We start from the raw sequence: 16,135 nt of genomic DNA, 5'->3' as shown, positions 1-16,135 counted from the left end.
GCCTCCGGCGACCCCGACGGCAGGCTCCGACGACGACGCAATCCAGGCTGCTTTCACGTTGACATTGCTGGATTGCTTCGCTTCGCTCGCAATGACGCCATAGCTATCCTGCGTCACATGAACATCGAGGCATCCCATGCATTACCGTCAGCTCGGCCGTAGCGGCCTGAAGGTTTCGCCGATCTGCCTGGGCACCATGATGTTCGGCGGCCCGACCGACGCGGCGGCGTCCGCGCGCATCATCGCGAAGGCGCGCGAGGCCGGCATCAACTTCATCGACACGGCGGATGCCTACAACAAAGGCGGCTCAGAAGAGGTGGTCGGCCGCGCCATCGCTGGGGAGCGCGACCGTTGGATTCTCGCCACCAAGCTCGCCAATCCGATGGGCGATGATCCCAATCGCGCCGGCCTTTCGAGGCGCTGGGTGCTGCAGGCGGTCGATGAAAGCCTAAGGCGGCTCGGCACCGACGTGATCGACATCTACTATCTGCACAAGGAGGACCACGCGACGCCGCTGGAGGAGACGGTGCGCGCGATCGGCGATCTGCTGCGCGCCGGCAAGATCCGTTATTTCGGCGTCTCCAACTATCGCGCCTGGCGCGTCGCCGAGATCTGCAACATCTGCGACCGGCTCGGCATCGACCGGCCCATCGTCAGCCAGCCCTATTACAACGCGATGAACCGGATGCCGGAGGTCGAGCATCTGCCGGCCTGCGCGTATTACGGTCTCGGCGTCGTGCCTTATAGCCCGCTGGCGCGCGGCGTACTCACCGCCAAATACAGCGTCGATGCCGCGCCGGACCAGGATACGCGCGCAGGCCGCAACGACACGCGCATGATGCAGACCGAATGGCGGCCGGAATCCTTGAAGCTCGCGCAGGAGATCAAGCACCACGCCGAGGCCAAGGGCTTCACCGCAGGTCAGCTCGCGGTGGCCTGGGTGTTGAACTCCTCATTGGTCTCTTCAGTGATCGCAGGTCCGCGCACCGAAGAACAGTGGGACGACTACATCCGCGCGCTCGATTATCCCTTCGCCGCCGACGACGAGGCGCTGATCGACCGTCTCGTCGTCACCGGCCACGCCTCGACGCCGGGCTACAACGACCCGGCCTATCCGATCGAGGGCCGCAAGCCGCGGGTGGGATAAAGACCGCCTCTGTAGCAGCATCGGCGGTGCACCCTCTCCCCTTGTGGGAGAGGGTGGCTCAAGATCGCGAAGTGAGATTGAGCCGGGTGAGGGGTCTCTCTCCACGATTCGTGCACGAGGAGACAAACCCTTCACCCGCCTTCGATGCTTCGCATCTCAGGCCCCCCCAGGGCTTCACTCGTCCCGACTCCCGCAAGGGGAGAGGGTGCACCTATGTTGACGCTCGCAGCCGACCCGAAATCAGCGAGCGCAAATCCCTATCCCTCCGTCTCCAGCCCCGTCGGCGTCGGCACGTTCTCGGGCGCAAGCGTCATGCCGGCGTTGCGGGCGACGGATTCGAGCAGCGTCGCGAAGTCCTTGGCGAGATATCCGGCCGGATCGCCTTGCAGATACGCGGCGCCGATATGGGCCTGCAGCGCCTCGCGCGCCGTCGCCGTGATCGGCATCGCCACTCCCAGCTCGCGCGCGGCCTGCAGGCCGAGATCGAGATCCTTGCGCAAAAGCGGCGCGGTGAAGGTCGTGGTCCAGTCGAGATTGACCAGCGCGTTGCTCTTGTACTTCGTGAACACCGAGCCCATCACGCTGGCATTCATGAAGTCGAGGAAGGCGTGGCGGGGCACGCCGGCCTTCTGCGCCAGGATCGTGATCTCGAGGAGGTTCTGGAACACGACGCCGAGCATCACGTTATGAGCGATCTTGCAGATGCGCGCCAGCTCGCCCTCGCCGACATAGGAGATGCCCGAGGCCGCGATGACCTTCAGATAAGGCGCGATGGTCTCGAACGCATCCTTCGGACCCGAGACCACCGACGACAGCTTGCCGGCCTTGACGCATTTGCCATTGCCTGACACCGGCGCGCGCACGAAGGCGCAGCCGATCTCCTTGAGCCGAGAAGCAATCGCCTCGGACTCGTCGACGCCGATCGACGAGCAGTCGACCAGGATCTTCGGCCGCCGGCCGCTTCCCGCGAGAAGACCATTCGGGCCGAAATAGATCTGCTCGAGATCGTTGCCGGTCGAGACCATCGAGAACACGATGTCGCAGGCGGCGAGCTCATCGAGCCGATCGGCGATGCGGCCGCCGTTGGCCGCGAGCGGCTCGGCCTTGGCGCGCGTCCTGTTCCAGATCGCCACCTTGTGGCCGGCCTTGAGCAGTCTCTCGGCCATCGGAAAGCCCATCCGGCCCATGCCGATCCAGCCCAGCGAATGCGTGGCGGTCATTGTCACCTCCCTATCTTCTTGCTGCGGCGTCCGTCATTGCGAGGAGCGAAGCGACGAAGCAATCCAGAATCCCACCCGCAGCTCTGGATTGCTTCGCTTCGCTCGCAATGACGAAATAATTGAGGGTCGCTCCGACGGCTTCTATATACGACGATCAACTCAGTACCGATTGGCGATCGGCAGCTCTTCCGCGGGGAATAGCGTGATCACCTGGCAGCCTTTGTCGGTGACCACAACCTCCTCCTCGATGCGCGCGGCCGAGTAGCCGTCGGCCGCCGGGCAATAGGTCTCCAGCGCGAACACCATGCCGGTCTTGATCTCCATCGGGTTCTCCAGCGAGACCAGCCGCGAGATGATCGGCCGCTCGTGCAGCGCGAGGCCCAGCCCATGGCCGAACTGCAGGCCGAACGCCGCCATCTCTGAGGGGAAGCCGAACTCCTCGGCCTTTGGCCAGACGCTCGCGACCGTGTCGGTCGATACGCCCGGCTTGATCAGCGCGATCGCGTTGTCGAGCCATTCGCGGCAGCGCTTATAGGCATCGTGCTGCACGGGCGTCGCGCGGCCGACATTGAAGGTGCGGTAATAGCAGGTGCGATAGCCCTGATAGGACTGCAGGATATCGAAGAAGGCCTGGTCGCCCGGACGCAAGATGCGGTCGGTGAAATTGTGCGGATGCGGATTGCAGCGCTCGCCCGAGATCGCGTTGATCGCCTCGACGTCGTCGGAGCCCATCTCATAGAGCAGCTTGTTGGCGAGCGCGACGATGTCGTTCTCGCGCACGCCCGGCTTCAGATGCTCGTAGATCGAGTGATAGACGCCGTCGACCATGGCGGCCGCCTGGTTGAGCAGCATGATCTCATCGATGTTCTTGATCTCGCGCGCATCCAGCATCACCTGCTGGCCGTCGACGACTTTCATCCCTGCCTTCTGCAGCTCGAAGAACATCGCGGTCTCCGCGAGGTCGACGCCGACCGGCATGTCGGCGACGCCGGCTGACCGCAGCAGGCTCATCACCTCCTCGGCATGCGCCTTCATCAGCCCGACCGCGGGCGGCACGGTGCCGCGCATGCCGAGCATGCCGGCGCGACAACTCTCGGCTGGCAGCCAATCGCAATAGATGCGGTGATGCACGGCAGCCGAACCGAAATCCCACACGATCGGCTCGCCATTGCCCGCGAGCAGCGCAAAGCGGCACAGCTTGTCGCGCTCCCATTCGCCGATCTTTGTGCCGGAGACGTAGCGGATGTTGTTGACGTCGAACAGCAGCAGCGCGCCGCAACCGGAGGCCTTCAATGCCGCGCGCGCCCGCGCCAGGCGGTAGCGCCGCAGCCGGTCGAAATCGACGCGGCGTTCGAAATCGACCGAGACATGGCCGTGCGAGGGAATGGCGCGATCCCAGCGCCAATGCGGATCGAGGTGTTCCGGACTGACCAGATGCGGCTTGAGCGCGGTGCCTGTCATGTTGCGGATATCCAGATGATGGCTATTGCAATCGATTGCAATAAGCGATTTATTGCATGCACGCGCAAGCTGTCAAGCTGCGCGGGGACGCAATCGTCGCTGCATCGCGACATGACGACAGGCCGATGGATCACGACCGACGACAGCATAAGCGAGCGCGCACTGTGCCGGCCGGAGCGCCACGGCCGACCATCAAGGACATTGCCGAGCGCTGCGGCGTGCATCCCTCGACGGTGTCGCGTGCGCTCAGCCCTGACATGAAGCATCTCGTCGCCGACGCTGTCGCCCAGCGCATTCACGCAGCTGCCAACGCGCTTGGTTACCGGCTGAACCTCGCGGCGGCGGCCTTGCGCACCGGGCGCAGCGGACTGATCGGCGTGCTGGTGCCCGATATCGCCGACCCCGGCTTTCCGCCGATCCTGTCGGGCATTGCCGATCAGCTCGATGCTGCCGGCTATGCAACCATCGTCGTCGACGTCGGCGCCCACCGGTCACAGCAGCAATTCGTCGACCGGCTGATCGCGCGCGGCGTCGACGGTCTGGTGCTGGCGACGGTGAGTCTGCGCGACAGCATCGTGAAGCATTGTCTTGATGCCGGGATCCCCGCGGTGCTGGTGAACCGGCTCGACGGCAGCGCGCGACTGGCGTCGGTCGCCAGCGACGACGCCGAAGGCATGCGGCTCGCGGTCAATCATCTCGCCGAGCTCGGCCATGTCAGCGTCGGCCATGTCGCCGGCCCGTCTAACATCTCGACCGGCGCGCGGCGCCGCGCCGGTTTCGAGGCCAGCGCAGCGCGTGCGGGCTTGAGCGCGCGCGCCACCGCGGTGGAGATCGCAGCAAGCTACACGCGCGAGGCCGGTCGCGAGGCGGCGCTGCGCCTGCTGGCTCGCAGGCAGCGCCCGAGCGCGATCGTCGCCGCCAACGATCTGCTTGCGCTGGGCGTCTACGATGCGCTCGCGGCGCGTGGGCTCGGGTGTCCCATCGATGTCTCGGTGGTCGGGCACAACGACATGCCCTATGTCGACATGCTGTCGCCGCCGCTCACCACGGTGCGCATCGCCCAGCGCGACATGGGCGAAGCGGCAGCGAAGCTGTTGCTGGAGCGCATCGCCACGCCAGCCGCAAAGCGCGAGCACATCGTGCTGGCGCCCGAACTGATCGTGCGCGGCTCGACGGCAGCGCCGCCGGCCTGATCCGATCAGCAGTGATTTCAGATGTCTGGAGAAGTCGCGCGAGCGATTGCGCAGCAGGCGGTGCGCCCCCTCGCCCCGTCCTTCACGGGGAGAGGGTTGGGGTGAGGGGCAGACGCCCGATCGGTGCGAGTAGCCATACCCGTACCCCCTCACCCGGATTGCATCTTACGATGCAATCCGACCTCTCCCCGCAAGCGGGGAGAGGTTAGAGCGAGTGCGCGGCGAGATATGTGTGCATCCGTCCGCTCAAGCGACCGCTGCGCTCGCCGCCGTCCCCGCGCGCGTGATCACCTGCCCGGCCCTCGCGCCCTGGTGAGCGCCCTGCCACCACGTCAGGGCGCCGTTGACGATGACGGCCTCGATGCCGGAGGCCGGCACGCAGGGCTCGTCATAGGTCGCGGTGTCGCGCACGGTCGCTGCATCGAAGATCGTGATGTCAGCGTGGTTGCCGAGCGCGATGGTGCCACGCTGCTTGATGCCGAAATTCTGCGCCGTCAGCCCGCTCATCTTCCACACTGCGGTTTCGAGCGAGAACAGGTTCAGCTCGCGGCAGTAATAGCCGAGCACGCGCGGGAAGGTGCCCCATAGCCGCGGATGCGGCCGCTCGCCGAACGGCAGGCCGTCGGAGCCGATCATGGTCGGCTCGAACGCCAGGATGTTCTGCACGTCGGCCTCGTCCATCGCGAAGTAGATCGCGGAGGCCGGCTGCAGCCGCTTGGCCGCCTCGAGCCGGTCGACGCCCCACTGCGAGGCGATCTCCGCAAGATCGCGCCCCGCAACTTCCGGATGCGGCTTGGAGGCAGCGACGACGACCTTAACCTTGAGCTTGGCGGGATCGGTGTGCAGCATGGTCGAGGACGCGTTATAGGGATAGCAGTCGAGCGCGACGCACTGCCACTGCATCGCCTTGCTGATCACCGGCAGCGTCTCTTTCGACCGGCCGAAATTGGCCGGCTGCGTCACCTTGTGGTGCGAGATCACCACCTGCACGTCGAGCGCCTTGCCGATCGCAAAGCTCTCCTCGAGCGAGTCCATCACGCGATCGGCCTCGTTGCGCATATGCGTCGCATAGACCGCGCCGGTGCCGGTCAGTGGACGGCAGATCTCGATGATCTCCTCAGTGGGAGCTGCTTCCGCCGGCGGATAGAAGGTGCCGGTCGAGACACCGATCGCGCCAGCATCCAGCGCCTCCTGCACCAGCGCGCGCATCTCGGCGATCTCGCTCTCCGTTGCAGGCCGAGACAGATCGCTCATGACAGAGGCGCGCAGCGCGGTGTGACCGACCATCGGCGCGATGTTCACCGACGCCGGGTTTGCACGCAGCATCGCTACGTAATCGGCGAAGGTGGCGAACTCGGTGTCGCGGCCGCCGCCGGCCGAGAGCAGGCCGAGCGGCATCGGCCGCGGCGTGCCCGGTTTCAACGGCGCGACGCTGACACCGCAATTCCCGGCTACCACCGTGGTCACGCCTTGCGAGATCTTGAACGGCATCTCGGGCTCGACCAGCACGGCGCTGTCGTCATGAGTGTGCGAGTCGACGAAGCCGGGCGCCACGATCTTGCCGGCCGCGTCGATGGTGCGTTCGGCTTTCGCGACCTTGAGATCGCCAATCGCCGCGATACGGCCGTTGCGGATGCCGACATCGGCGTCGAAGCGCGGCGCTCTGGTGCCGTCGATCACGGTGCCGCCACGGATGAAGAGGTCGAAGGAATTGGCAGAAGAGTCTGTCATGAGGTCTCGCGCGTCGCTGGCATCGGTGCAAAAGGTGTTAGTTTTGGTGGCAAGCGTTCCGGTGAAAACCGGCATGATTCCTCACATGGCATCGCGTCCTCCGGCAGTATCGCGACAACAAACGCTGCAGCCGAAATATCGGACGACAACCGAGCAAGGGTAAAGTGCAAAGATCGCGGGGCGGGTCAGCTCTGCAAGTGGGCCGGCGAAGCACCTCATGCCCCCGCTGCTCCGAGCGACGGCGGAAGCGATTGGGCGCCCGATCTTGCCGCATACCCGCTGTCGTCCCGGTCAGGCGCGCAAATGCACGCCGAGAACGCCGGGACCCAAACTCACCGGCTTTACTGGCGGTGGTTATGGGTCCGGGCGCAAAGGGCGGGACGACACCGTTACATGACTGCCTGTCGGGCAAATCACGTTGAGCTTTTTTTCGATCTCGCACTCTGAATACCTGCGGCGGTGGCGAAAAATGCCGTCGCGCAAAAACTCATTTCGTGAGCCGGATCAACAGCAAACGGCGCGCGCGGTCCTCGCGGCCAAATTTTTCTCTTTCGTTTTTGCAGAAATTATGGATCATGCTCCCATCCTGCCTCGCCGAGAGGGGCGTTGCGCGCGATCGTCACGACACGTGAGGCGGGGATGCGATGGCCGTATCGGGTTGCCGCGTGATCTCAGGTCATGCCGACGAACAACATCGATATGGACGTGAAGTCGTGTGGTCCTGGCGCCCCGGTGCTGGCGTCCTGCGCAGCGCGCTTTGCGCGTTGTCGCAAACGGGGGCAATCGAGCCGGTCCCCGAGGAGAGCACGTATAAGCGTTAAAACCATCGCGCAGGGAATGCCGGTTGATCGGCTGCACCTGTGGTGACTGCCGCCTGCTTTTCTTTCTGCAGGCGGGCCATGGGTGAAGCCTTCACCCGGCATTCCCTGCGCCCTCTCGATTCCTTTCGAAGGGCATGTCGCTAGGTACCACTCGGGCGCGATCCGCCGCGAGGATGCGATGGCATGTCCGATGCTGATTGAGATGTTAATATGGAACGCTGCTCCTCCATTGTCATTGCGAGGAGCGAAGCGACGAAGCAATCTAGACCTTTTTCCTGGCGCTGGATTGCTTCCGCCTTCGCCCGCTGGGCTTCGGCGGACACGTCGCGTCGCTCGCAATGACGAGAAAGCGATACCTCGCTTCAATAATACTACCCGCCGCGCTGCGCCACGATCTGGCGATACAACTCGGCATAGCGCGCGGCGCGATGGCGCCAGGAGACGTCGGTCAGCATGCCGTTGAGCTGCATCCGCAGCCACTCCGAACCATTGGCGCGGGAGGCGTAGAACGCAGCGGCCGCACGGCGCAGCGCGTGGTCGAGATTCTCGGCCGTGACGGGCGAGAACTTGAAGCCGGTCGCATCGGTCGTTTCATGCGCGTCGATGACGGTATCGGCAAGGCCGCCGACGGCGGCGACGATCGGGATGGCGCCGTAGCGCAGCGCGCAAAGCTGCGTCAGGCCGCAGGGCTCGAAGCGCGACGGCACCACCAACGCATCGGAGCCGGCCTGAATGGCGTGGGCCAGGCTCTCGTCATAACCGGTGACGACGCCGATCTGGCCGGGGTTCGCGCTGGCGGCTCCGCGAAAGGCCTCGCGCAGATCGGCGTCGCCGTCGCCGAGCAGCGCCAATTGCATGCCGCCACTCAGGATGGTCGGCAGGCAGGCGAACAACAGGTCGAGCCCTTTCTGCCACGACAGGCGGCTGACCACGCCGAGCAGGAAGGCATCCGGCGACACCCGCAATCGCAGGCGCTGCTGCAGCGCCGCCTTGTTCGGCGCCCGCGCCTCCAGGCTGTCGACGCCGTAATGCGAGGCGATGGCGCGATCATGCGCGGGATCCCAGACCGACATGTCGATGCCGTTGAGAATCCCAGTGAGGACAGCGGAGCGCGCACGGAGCAGGCCGTCCAGCCCCATGCCCTGCTCGGCGCCCTGGATCTCCAGTGCGTAGGTCGGCGACACCGTGGTGATGCGATCGGCGAATTGCAGGCCAGCCTTGAGGAAACTGATGGTCCCGTAATATTCGACGCCGTCGACCGCGAACGACTCCGGCGGCAGGCCGAGCGAGCCTAATAGCTCGCGCGGGCAGCGGCCCTGAAAGGCCAGATTGTGCACGGTCATCACCGTGCCCGGATGCGGCCGTCGGCTGTAGCGCAGGTAAGCCGGCAGCAGTCCTGCCTGCCAGTCGTGGCCATGAACGACATCGGGCACGAAGGCAGGGATGGCACCCAGCGCGATCTCGGCTGCGACCCGCGCCAGCGCTGCGAAGCGGAAGGCGTTATCAGGCCAATCCTTGCCATCCGGGCCGAGATAGGGATTGCCGGGACGCGCAAACAGATGCGGCGCATCAAGCACGAGCAGGTCGAGCTGGCCATGCGTGCCGGCAAGCAGCCGCGCCGGTCCGCCGAACAAATCCTTCACTGCGAGGACGTTCGTCGCGGATTGCAGTGCCTCGACTGCGGCGGGATAGCCCGGCATGAGCGTGCGCACCGCGACGCCTTCCATGCGCAGCGCCGCCGGCAACGCGCCGGCCACATCGGCAAGCCCGCCGGTTTTGACGATCGGATAGACTTCCGACGCGACCGAGAGGACGCGCAAGTCGCTCATTTCAAGTCGCTCATCGATTGAGTCCGTCGATCATCGGCTGGGTGATCAGCGAGATGCCGTTCGGCGAGGTACGGAAGCGCTTGGCGTCGAACTCGGGGTCCTCGCCAACGACGAGACCTTCGGGAATCTGCACGCCGCGATCGATGACGACGTTCTTCAGCCGCGCATGCCGGCCGACTTGGACATAGGGCATCAGCACCGCACCCTCGAGCCGGGCGTGGGAATGCAGGTGAACGCCGGTGAACAGCAGCGACCGCCGGACCGATGCGCCGGAGACGATGCAGCCGCCTGACACCAGGGACGAGATCGCCTCGCCGCGCCGTCCGTCGCCCTCGTCATGCACGAACTTGGCAGGCGGCACGATCTCCGAATAGGTCCAGATCGGCCAGGAGCGGTCGAACAAATCGAGCTCGGGCACGACGTCGGTGAGATCGATATTGGCGGCCCAATAGGCATCGACGGTGCCGACGTCGCGCCAGTAGCTGCGCGGATCGTCACCGGAGCGCACACAGGAGCGCGTGAACTGATGCGCCACCGCGCGGCCGTTCTTGACGATGTAGGGGATGATGTCCTTGCCAAAATCGTGGGCCGAATTCGGATCGGCGGCGTCGCGCTTCAATTCGTCGTACAGGAACTTGGCGTCGAACACATAGATGCCCATGCTGGCGAGCGACATGTCCGGCTTGCCGGGCATCGGCGGCGGATCGGCCGGCTTCTCGATGAAGGCGCGGATGGTGTCGTCTTCGTTGACATGGATGATGCCGAAACCGGAGGACTCCGCACGCGGCATCTCGAGGCAGCCGACGGTGACATCGGCCTTCTGGTCGACGTGCTGCTGCAGCATCGCCTCGTAGTCCATCTTGTAGATGTGGTCGCCGGCCAGCACCACGATGTATTTGATGTTGTAGCTCTCGAGGATGTCGATGTTCTGGTAGACCGCATCCGCCGTTCCGGAATACCAGCTCGTCTCCGAGACGCGCTGGCTGGCGGGCAGGATATCGAAGCTTTCGTTGCGCTCGGGGCGGAAGAAATTCCAGCCCATCTGCAGGTGCCGGATCAGGCTGTGCGCCTTGTATTGGGTGGCGACCGCGATGCGCCGGATGCCGGAATTCACCGCATTCGACAGCGCGAAATCGATGATGCGGGACTTGCCGCCGAAATACACCGCAGGCTTGGCGCGCCTGTCGGTCAGCTCCAGCAACCGGCTGCCGCGGCCCCCCGCCAGCACATAGGCCAGCGCATGACGCGAGAGCGGCTCAGTTCCGGCTGGTGCCATGTGTTCCTCCCTCTTGGCATCTCGTCGGCGCAGTCAGGCCCAGGCGAAAGCCGGTGCCGCCCTTTTGGGCCTGCATGCTATCCCGCCGCTGGCTGCTTCTATATGACGGGTGAACAGACAACCAGTTCCGCAAGGGGAGCGCAATGGCTCCGATCAGGCGAGCGCGTCCCAGTTCGCCGCCATCTCGGACCAGTGCGGCGGATCGGCCCCGGGGCGGGTGCAGGTCACGGCCGCGCAGACGGCGGCGAAGGACAGCGCACGGCGCAGCTCGGCCTCGGTCATCATCGGCAGCTCGGCCTTGCGAAGGCGGCCCTGCTTATGGAGGGCGAACAACAGCGCCGCCTGGAAGCTGTCGCCGGCGCCGATGGTGTCGACCACGGTGATGGCAGGTGCGGCAACCTCGACCGCACCGGCGGTCCGATGCCAGGCCAGCGCGCCTTTCGGCCCACGGGTCACGACGAACAGCTTGCTGCCGGCCGCAAGCAGCGCCTCGGCCCGTTCGGCATAGCGATCATGGCCGTGGAGGTAGTCGAAATCGACATCCGACATCTTGATCATGTCGGCTTGAGCGGCAAACGCCTCCATGCGCGCTTGGTAGGCCACCTTGTCCTTGACCAAATTGGGCCGGCAGTTGGGATCGAAAGAGATCGTCGCAGTGCGGCTCGCATCGGCGATCATCGCTTCCGTCTCGGCGGCGCCCTGGTCGTGCACCAAGGTGGTCGAGCCGACATGCACGGCGTCGATGGTTTCAAAGGGGATGCGTCCCCTTGGATAGGCCCAATTCCGCGCGGCGGTCGCGGCATCGTAGAACGCGTAATGCGATTCGCCGGCGACGATGCGCACGAAGGCGAGCGTGGTCTGGTCGTCGCCGCGGGTGGCGTAGCGCAGATTGACATTGGAGGCGGCGGCATGATCGGCGATCATGCTGCCGAACAGGTCGGTCGAGACGCCGCCGACGAAGCCGGTCGGCGCGCCCAAACGCGCCAGGCCAACCGCGACATTGAGACAGGAGCCGCCGACCGCCGGCATCAGCGCATCGCGCCCCTGGTTCGTGGTCGCGGGCACGAAATCGATCAGGGCGTCGCCGCAGCTCAGGATCATGGGTGCGCCCCCGCTTTGCCCTCGCGCATGATGGCGCGGCTGTCGCGATCGAGCGTGCGCAGCATCTTGTGGATGCGCCGCTTGCGCTGATGGAAGGTGGTCAGATCAGGATCGGTCGGATCGCTGAGACGTCCGAGCGCCGACATCGAGGCCATGGTCTCACTCAGCGAGCGGAAGCCGCCGCTCGCGACCGCCCCCAGCATGGCGGCGCCGAGCAGCACCGGCTCCTGCGTGCGCGGCAGCGCCACTGTCAGTCCCGTGGTGTCGGCCATGATTTGCCGCACCAACGGGCTGCGGGAGGCGCCGCCCGCCATCACAACCATGCGGCTGCGCACATTGTTCTCAGCAAAGGCGTCGATGACATCGGCAAGGCCGTAAGCGAGCCCGCAGAGGCCGGCGACGAACAGCCGCTCCAGCGCGCCAATGTCGGTATCGAGATCGAGGCCGGCAATGGCGGCGCGCGAATCCGGATCGGCATAGGGCGAGCGGTTGCCGAGGAACTCGGGGAGGATATGCAGATCGCGCGCCAGCAGCGCTGCTTCGCCGACATGCTTGACCCGGGCCATGATGCGGCGTTCGAGAAACTCGATGACGTCGAGCCCGCCGTTATGCGCCGCAGCGCTGGCCTCGGCGAACGAAGGATGCGACCGCAGCAGGTGATCGATCGCAGCGCCCGCCGCCGACTGGCCACCCTCATTGAGCCAGAAGCCCGGCACCATGCCTTGGTAATACGGTCCCCACACGCCCGGGACGAACGACGGCTCTCGCGTGGTGGCCATGATGCAGGCGGACGTCCCCATGATGTAAGCGAGGCGGTCGCGGACATCGACCTCGCCGCCATCGGCGGCGCGGCCGCCGATCGCGCCGATGCCGCCGGCATGGGCGTCGATCAGCGCGGCACCGACGGCCGTGCCGGCGAGCAGTCCAAGCTCCTGCGCCACCGCGGGCGACAGGCCCTGGCCGAGCGGCGTGCCGGGCGCGACGATCTCGGTGCCGATCCGCGCGTAGCGCTCGGCTGCGAACTCTTCGAGACCGATGCGCTCGAAATAGGATGCGCTCCAGCGCTGCTCGTGGGCGAGATAATTCCACTTGCAGGTGACCGTGCACATCGAGCGCGCCAGCGAGCCGGTGGCCTTGTAGGTGAGATAGTCGGCGAGATCGAAGAAGTGGCCGGCCGCATCGAAGCTCGATGTCAGATGCCGCTTCAGCCAGAGCAGCTTGGGCATCTCCATCTCCGGCGAGATCGAGCCGCCGACATAGCGCAGCACGTCGTCCTGCGTCGCGTTGATGTCGCGCGCCTCGGGAATCGCGCGATGATCCATCCAGACGATCACGTTGCGCTGGTGATCGCCGGACGTACTGACCGTGAGCGGCTGGCCGCGGCCGTCCAGTACGACCAGCGAGCAGGTGGCATCGAAGCCGATGCCCTTTACAGCTTCCGGCGGGATGGCCGCCTCCGCCATCGCCGCCCGCACCGAGGTCACGCAGGCGTTCCAGATGCCGGCGGACGACTGCTCGACGATGTCGCCCGCCTCCTGCCAGAGCTGGATCGGATATTTCGCGGAGGCGAGCAGATTGCCCGCCTCGTCGAAGACGCCCGCTCGCGTGCTCGATGTCCCGACATCGACGCCGATGTAAGCCTGCCGCATGATCGCTCCCGTCAGTTTTGACGCGAGCTTACCAGCAAGTGTACCCGCCATCGACAACGACGACGCTGCCGGTCATCAGGCTCGCCGCCTCGGAGGCCAGGAACAGCACCACCGAGGCGATCTCGTCGACCTGCCCCATCCGCCCCATCGGGGTTCCGCCGATCCAGGCGTCGTACATGCGCGGGCTGTTCTTCACGAAGGCATTCAGCGGCGTCTCGATATAGGTCGGCGCCACCGCGTTGACCCGCACGCCGCGCGCGCCCCATTCGGCGGCGAGCGACTTGGTCAGATGGTGCACTGCGGCCTTGGAGGCGTTGTAGAAGCACTGCTCCTGCGGCTTGTTGACGATGAAGCCGGACATCGAGCCGATATTGACGATGTTGCCGGCCTTCGCCGCCAGCATGTGCTTGCCGAAGGCGCGGCAGCACCAGAAGGTGCCGTTGAGGTTGACGTCGAGCACGTTCAGCCAGTGCTCGTCCGTGACGGTCTCGGCCGGCGTCTCGCTGCGGGCGATGCCGGCATTGTTGACCAGGATATCGACCTTGCCATAGCGCGCCACCAGCTCGTCGGCGACCTGCGTCACCCGCGCGGAATCGGTGACGTCCATCAGGACGGTCTCGGTGTCGTAGCCTTTGGCCTTCATCTCGGCCTGCCCTGCGGTGGCGACCTTGCTGTCGCGATCGGCTATCACGACCTTGGCGCCCGCCTCCGCCAGCGCCTCGACACAGGCGAGCCCAATGCCTTGGCCTCCCCCGGTCACCAGCGCAGTCTTTCCGTCGAGCTTGAATTTTTCCATGTACATGGCCGTCGTCCGTCTTTCTCGTCGGCGCCACGAAGGTGGCGCCCTCTCTCTCTCACGCAAAAATCGCGTTGCCGCTCGCATCGAAGCGATAGATCCGGTTGGGATCTGGCACCAGCGTCACCTGGTCGCCGGCCTTGACGCCCTTCTCGCCTTCACAGCGCGCGGTCAAGGTGCCGACCGGTCCGGCGTCGACATAAAGGAAGGTGTCGCTGCCGAGATGCTCGGCGACCATGACCTTGCCGGACCAACCTTGGCCACCGCCATCAATATGGAAATGCTCCGGCCGTACGCCGATGGTGGCCGCGCCGTGCTGGGCGGCGACGTCGCCGGTGATGAAGTTCATCTTCGGCGAGCCGATGAAGCCCGCCACGAACAGATTGGCCGGTTTCTGGTAGAGCTCGATCGGCGAGCCATATTGCTCGATCTTGCCGGCGTTCAGCACGACGATCTTGTCGGCCATGGTCATGGCCTCGACCTGGTCGTGCGTCACATAGATCGCGGTGGTGGCGAGCTGCTTCTGCAGCCGCGTCACCTCAAGCCGCATCTGCACGCGCAGTGCCGCATCGAGATTGGACAAGGGCTCGTCGAACAGGAAGGCCTTGGGCTCGCGCACGATGGCGCGGCCGATCGCAACGCGCTGACGCTGGCCGCCGGAAAGCTCGCGCGGCTTGCGGTCGAGATAGGGCGTCAGGTTGAGCGTCGCTGCGGCCGCCTCGACCTTGCGATTGATCTCGTCCTTGGGCAGGCCGGCCATCTTGAGGCCGAAGGCGATGTTGCCGCGCACGCTCATATGCGGATAGAGCGCGTAGGACTGAAACACCATGGACAGCCCGCGCTTGGCCGGCGGCACCGCGACGACGTTCTTGCCGTCGATCAGGATCTTGCCGTCCGTGACGTCCTCCAGCCCCGCGATCAGCCGCAGCAGCGTGGTCTTGCCGCAGCCGGACGGTCCCACGAACACCACGAACGAGCCGTCGGCGATGTCGAGATCGGCGCCCTTGATGATGTGGACGGGACCGAATGCCTTCTGCACGCCCTGTAATGTAATCTGGCCCATGGTCCAGTCCCCTCTATTTCACCGCACCGAATGTCAGCCCACGCACGAGCTGTTTCTGGCTGAACCAGCCGATGATCAGGATCGGCGCGATCGCCAGGGTCGAGGCCGCCGACAGCCGCGCCCAGAACAAGCCTTCCGGACTCGAATATGAGGCGATAAAAGTCGTCAGCGGCGCCGCTTCCAGCGTCGACAGGTTCAAGGTCCAGAACGCCTCGTTCCAGGCGAGGATGAGGTTGAGCAGCAAGGTCGAGGCCAGCCCCGGGATCGCCATCGGCGTCAGCACATAGATCAGCTCGCGGCCGATCGTGGCGCCGTCCATCCGCGCCGCCTCCAGGATGTCCTTCGGGATCTCCTTGAAATAGGTGAAGAGCATCCAGATCACGATCGGCAGGTTGCCAAGGCAGAGGATGAAGATCAGGCCGGCGCGGGTGTCGAGCAGCCCGACATTCTTGTAGATCAGGTAGATCGGCACCAGCACGCCGACCGGCGGCATCATCTTGGTGGACAGCATCCAGAGCAGGACGTCCTTGGTGCGCTTCGTCGGCGAGAACGCCATCGACCAGGCCGCAGGGATGGCGATCAACAGCGCAATGAGCGTCGAGCCGCCCGCGATGACGATGGAGTTGAGCGCGTGATGCAGGTAGTCGCTGCGCTCCTGCACGGTGGCGTAGTTTTCGGTGGTCCAGTGGAAGAACAGGAAGGAGGGCGGCGTCGCGAACGCCTCGAGCTCGGTCTTGAAGCTCGCCAGCACCATCCACAGGATCGGAAAGAAGATCAGGAAGCCGACCAGCCATGCGCCGGTGGTGGAGACAACAACGTTCGTGGTCGTGACCTTGCGTGCCATCTCT

The 16,135-nt window shown here is 65.3% G+C and carries 12 protein-coding genes; 2 read left to right on the top strand and 10 right to left on the bottom strand.

Going from position 1 to position 16,135, the window contains the following annotated elements:
* Positions 1-136 precede the first annotated feature (136 nt).
* The gene (locus tag P6U24_RS05140) at positions 137-1,147 is read left to right on the top strand and encodes an aldo/keto reductase (RefSeq protein WP_407158110.1); all 1,011 of its coding nucleotides are present in this window, start codon (positions 137-139) and stop codon (positions 1,145-1,147) included.
* A 257-nt stretch (positions 1,148-1,404) separates the two neighbouring features.
* On the opposite strand, the gene P6U24_RS05135 is transcribed toward P6U24_RS05140, so the two are convergent.
* Both P6U24_RS05135 and P6U24_RS05130 read right to left on the bottom strand, forming a co-directional pair.
* Positions 1,405-2,367 carry an NAD(P)-dependent oxidoreductase gene (locus P6U24_RS05135; protein ID WP_407158109.1) on the bottom strand — a complete coding sequence of 321 codons (963 nt, stop codon included), beginning with the start codon at positions 2,365-2,367 and terminating at the stop codon, positions 1,405-1,407.
* A gap of 159 nt (positions 2,368-2,526) precedes the next feature.
* Entirely contained in the window at positions 2,527-3,828 is a 1,302-nt protein-coding gene (locus P6U24_RS05130; protein WP_407158108.1) for a M24 family metallopeptidase, read from the bottom strand.
* Between the two features lie 218 nt (positions 3,829-4,046).
* Here P6U24_RS05130 and P6U24_RS05125 point away from each other — a divergent pair, with 218 nt between their 5' ends.
* Positions 4,047-5,021 (top strand): LacI family DNA-binding transcriptional regulator, encoded by a 975-nt coding sequence (locus tag P6U24_RS05125; protein WP_407160783.1) that lies wholly within the window; start codon positions 4,047-4,049, stop codon positions 5,019-5,021.
* Positions 5,022-5,267: 246 nt separating this feature from the next.
* Here P6U24_RS05125 and P6U24_RS05120 read toward each other — a convergent pair whose 3' ends face one another.
* The 8 genes from P6U24_RS05120 to P6U24_RS05085 form a co-directional block, all read right to left on the bottom strand.
* Complete coding sequence (locus P6U24_RS05120; protein ID WP_407158107.1) at positions 5,268-6,752, bottom strand: amidohydrolase family protein; 1,485 nt, start codon at positions 6,750-6,752, stop codon at positions 5,268-5,270.
* Positions 6,753-7,944: 1,192 nt separating this feature from the next.
* Entirely contained in the window at positions 7,945-9,402 is a 1,458-nt protein-coding gene (gene glgA / locus P6U24_RS05115) for a glycogen synthase GlgA (protein ID WP_407158106.1), read from the bottom strand.
* 10 nt (positions 9,403-9,412) lie between these two features.
* Positions 9,413-10,678 carry a glucose-1-phosphate adenylyltransferase gene (gene glgC / locus P6U24_RS05110; protein WP_407158105.1) on the bottom strand — a complete coding sequence of 422 codons (1,266 nt, stop codon included), beginning with the start codon at positions 10,676-10,678 and terminating at the stop codon, positions 9,413-9,415.
* 153 nt (positions 10,679-10,831) lie between these two features.
* Complete coding sequence (locus P6U24_RS05105) at positions 10,832-11,779, bottom strand: carbohydrate kinase family protein (protein WP_407158104.1); 948 nt, start codon at positions 11,777-11,779, stop codon at positions 10,832-10,834.
* Positions 11,776-13,428, bottom strand: a complete 1,653-nt coding sequence (locus P6U24_RS05100; protein WP_407158103.1) for an FGGY-family carbohydrate kinase — start codon at positions 13,426-13,428, stop codon at positions 11,776-11,778. The genes P6U24_RS05105 and P6U24_RS05100 overlap by 4 nt, the downstream gene beginning before the upstream one ends.
* A 28-nt stretch (positions 13,429-13,456) precedes the next feature.
* Positions 13,457-14,230 (bottom strand): SDR family NAD(P)-dependent oxidoreductase, encoded by a 774-nt coding sequence (locus P6U24_RS05095; RefSeq protein ID WP_407158102.1) that lies wholly within the window; start codon positions 14,228-14,230, stop codon positions 13,457-13,459.
* Positions 14,231-14,282: 52 nt separating this feature from the next.
* Positions 14,283-15,287, bottom strand: coding sequence for an ABC transporter ATP-binding protein (locus P6U24_RS05090; RefSeq protein WP_407158101.1), 1,005 nt, complete (start codon positions 15,285-15,287; stop codon positions 14,283-14,285).
* Between the two features lie 13 nt (positions 15,288-15,300).
* Entirely contained in the window at positions 15,301-16,131 is an 831-nt protein-coding gene (locus tag P6U24_RS05085) for a carbohydrate ABC transporter permease (RefSeq protein ID WP_407158100.1), read from the bottom strand.
* Positions 16,132-16,135 lie beyond the last annotated feature (4 nt).

It is taken from the genome of Bradyrhizobium sp. STM 3557 (assembly GCF_045571465.1).
Taxonomy (GTDB): domain Bacteria; phylum Pseudomonadota; class Alphaproteobacteria; order Rhizobiales; family Xanthobacteraceae; genus Bradyrhizobium.
Note: the sequence above shows the minus strand (reverse complement) of the source record. Positions and strands in the feature narration are given on the sequence as shown.

Bases quoted from the DNA above. Each gene is read 5' to 3' on its own strand.
- P6U24_RS05100 (WP_407158103.1), bottom strand. From the start codon at position 13,428: ATGCGGCAGGCTTACATCGGCGTCGATGTCGGGACATCGAGCACGCGA.
- P6U24_RS05120 (WP_407158107.1), bottom strand. From the start codon at position 6,752: ATGACAGACTCTTCTGCCAATTCCTTCGACCTCTTCATCCGTGGCGGC.
- glgC (WP_407158105.1), bottom strand. From the start codon at position 10,678: ATGGCACCAGCCGGAACTGAGCCGCTCTCGCGTCATGCGCTGGCCTAT.
- P6U24_RS05140 (WP_407158110.1), top strand. From the start codon at position 137: ATGCATTACCGTCAGCTCGGCCGTAGCGGCCTGAAGGTTTCGCCGATC.
- P6U24_RS05090 (WP_407158101.1), bottom strand. From the start codon at position 15,287: ATGGGCCAGATTACATTACAGGGCGTGCAGAAGGCATTCGGTCCCGTC.
- P6U24_RS05095 (WP_407158102.1), bottom strand. From the start codon at position 14,230: ATGTACATGGAAAAATTCAAGCTCGACGGAAAGACTGCGCTGGTGACC.
- P6U24_RS05105 (WP_407158104.1), bottom strand. From the start codon at position 11,779: ATGATCCTGAGCTGCGGCGACGCCCTGATCGATTTCGTGCCCGCGACC.
- P6U24_RS05085 (WP_407158100.1), bottom strand. From the start codon at position 16,131: ATGGCACGCAAGGTCACGACCACGAACGTTGTTGTCTCCACCACCGGC.
- glgA (WP_407158106.1), bottom strand. From the start codon at position 9,402: ATGAGCGACTTGCGCGTCCTCTCGGTCGCGTCGGAAGTCTATCCGATC.
- P6U24_RS05130 (WP_407158108.1), bottom strand. From the start codon at position 3,828: ATGACAGGCACCGCGCTCAAGCCGCATCTGGTCAGTCCGGAACACCTC.
- P6U24_RS05135 (WP_407158109.1), bottom strand. From the start codon at position 2,367: ATGACCGCCACGCATTCGCTGGGCTGGATCGGCATGGGCCGGATGGGC.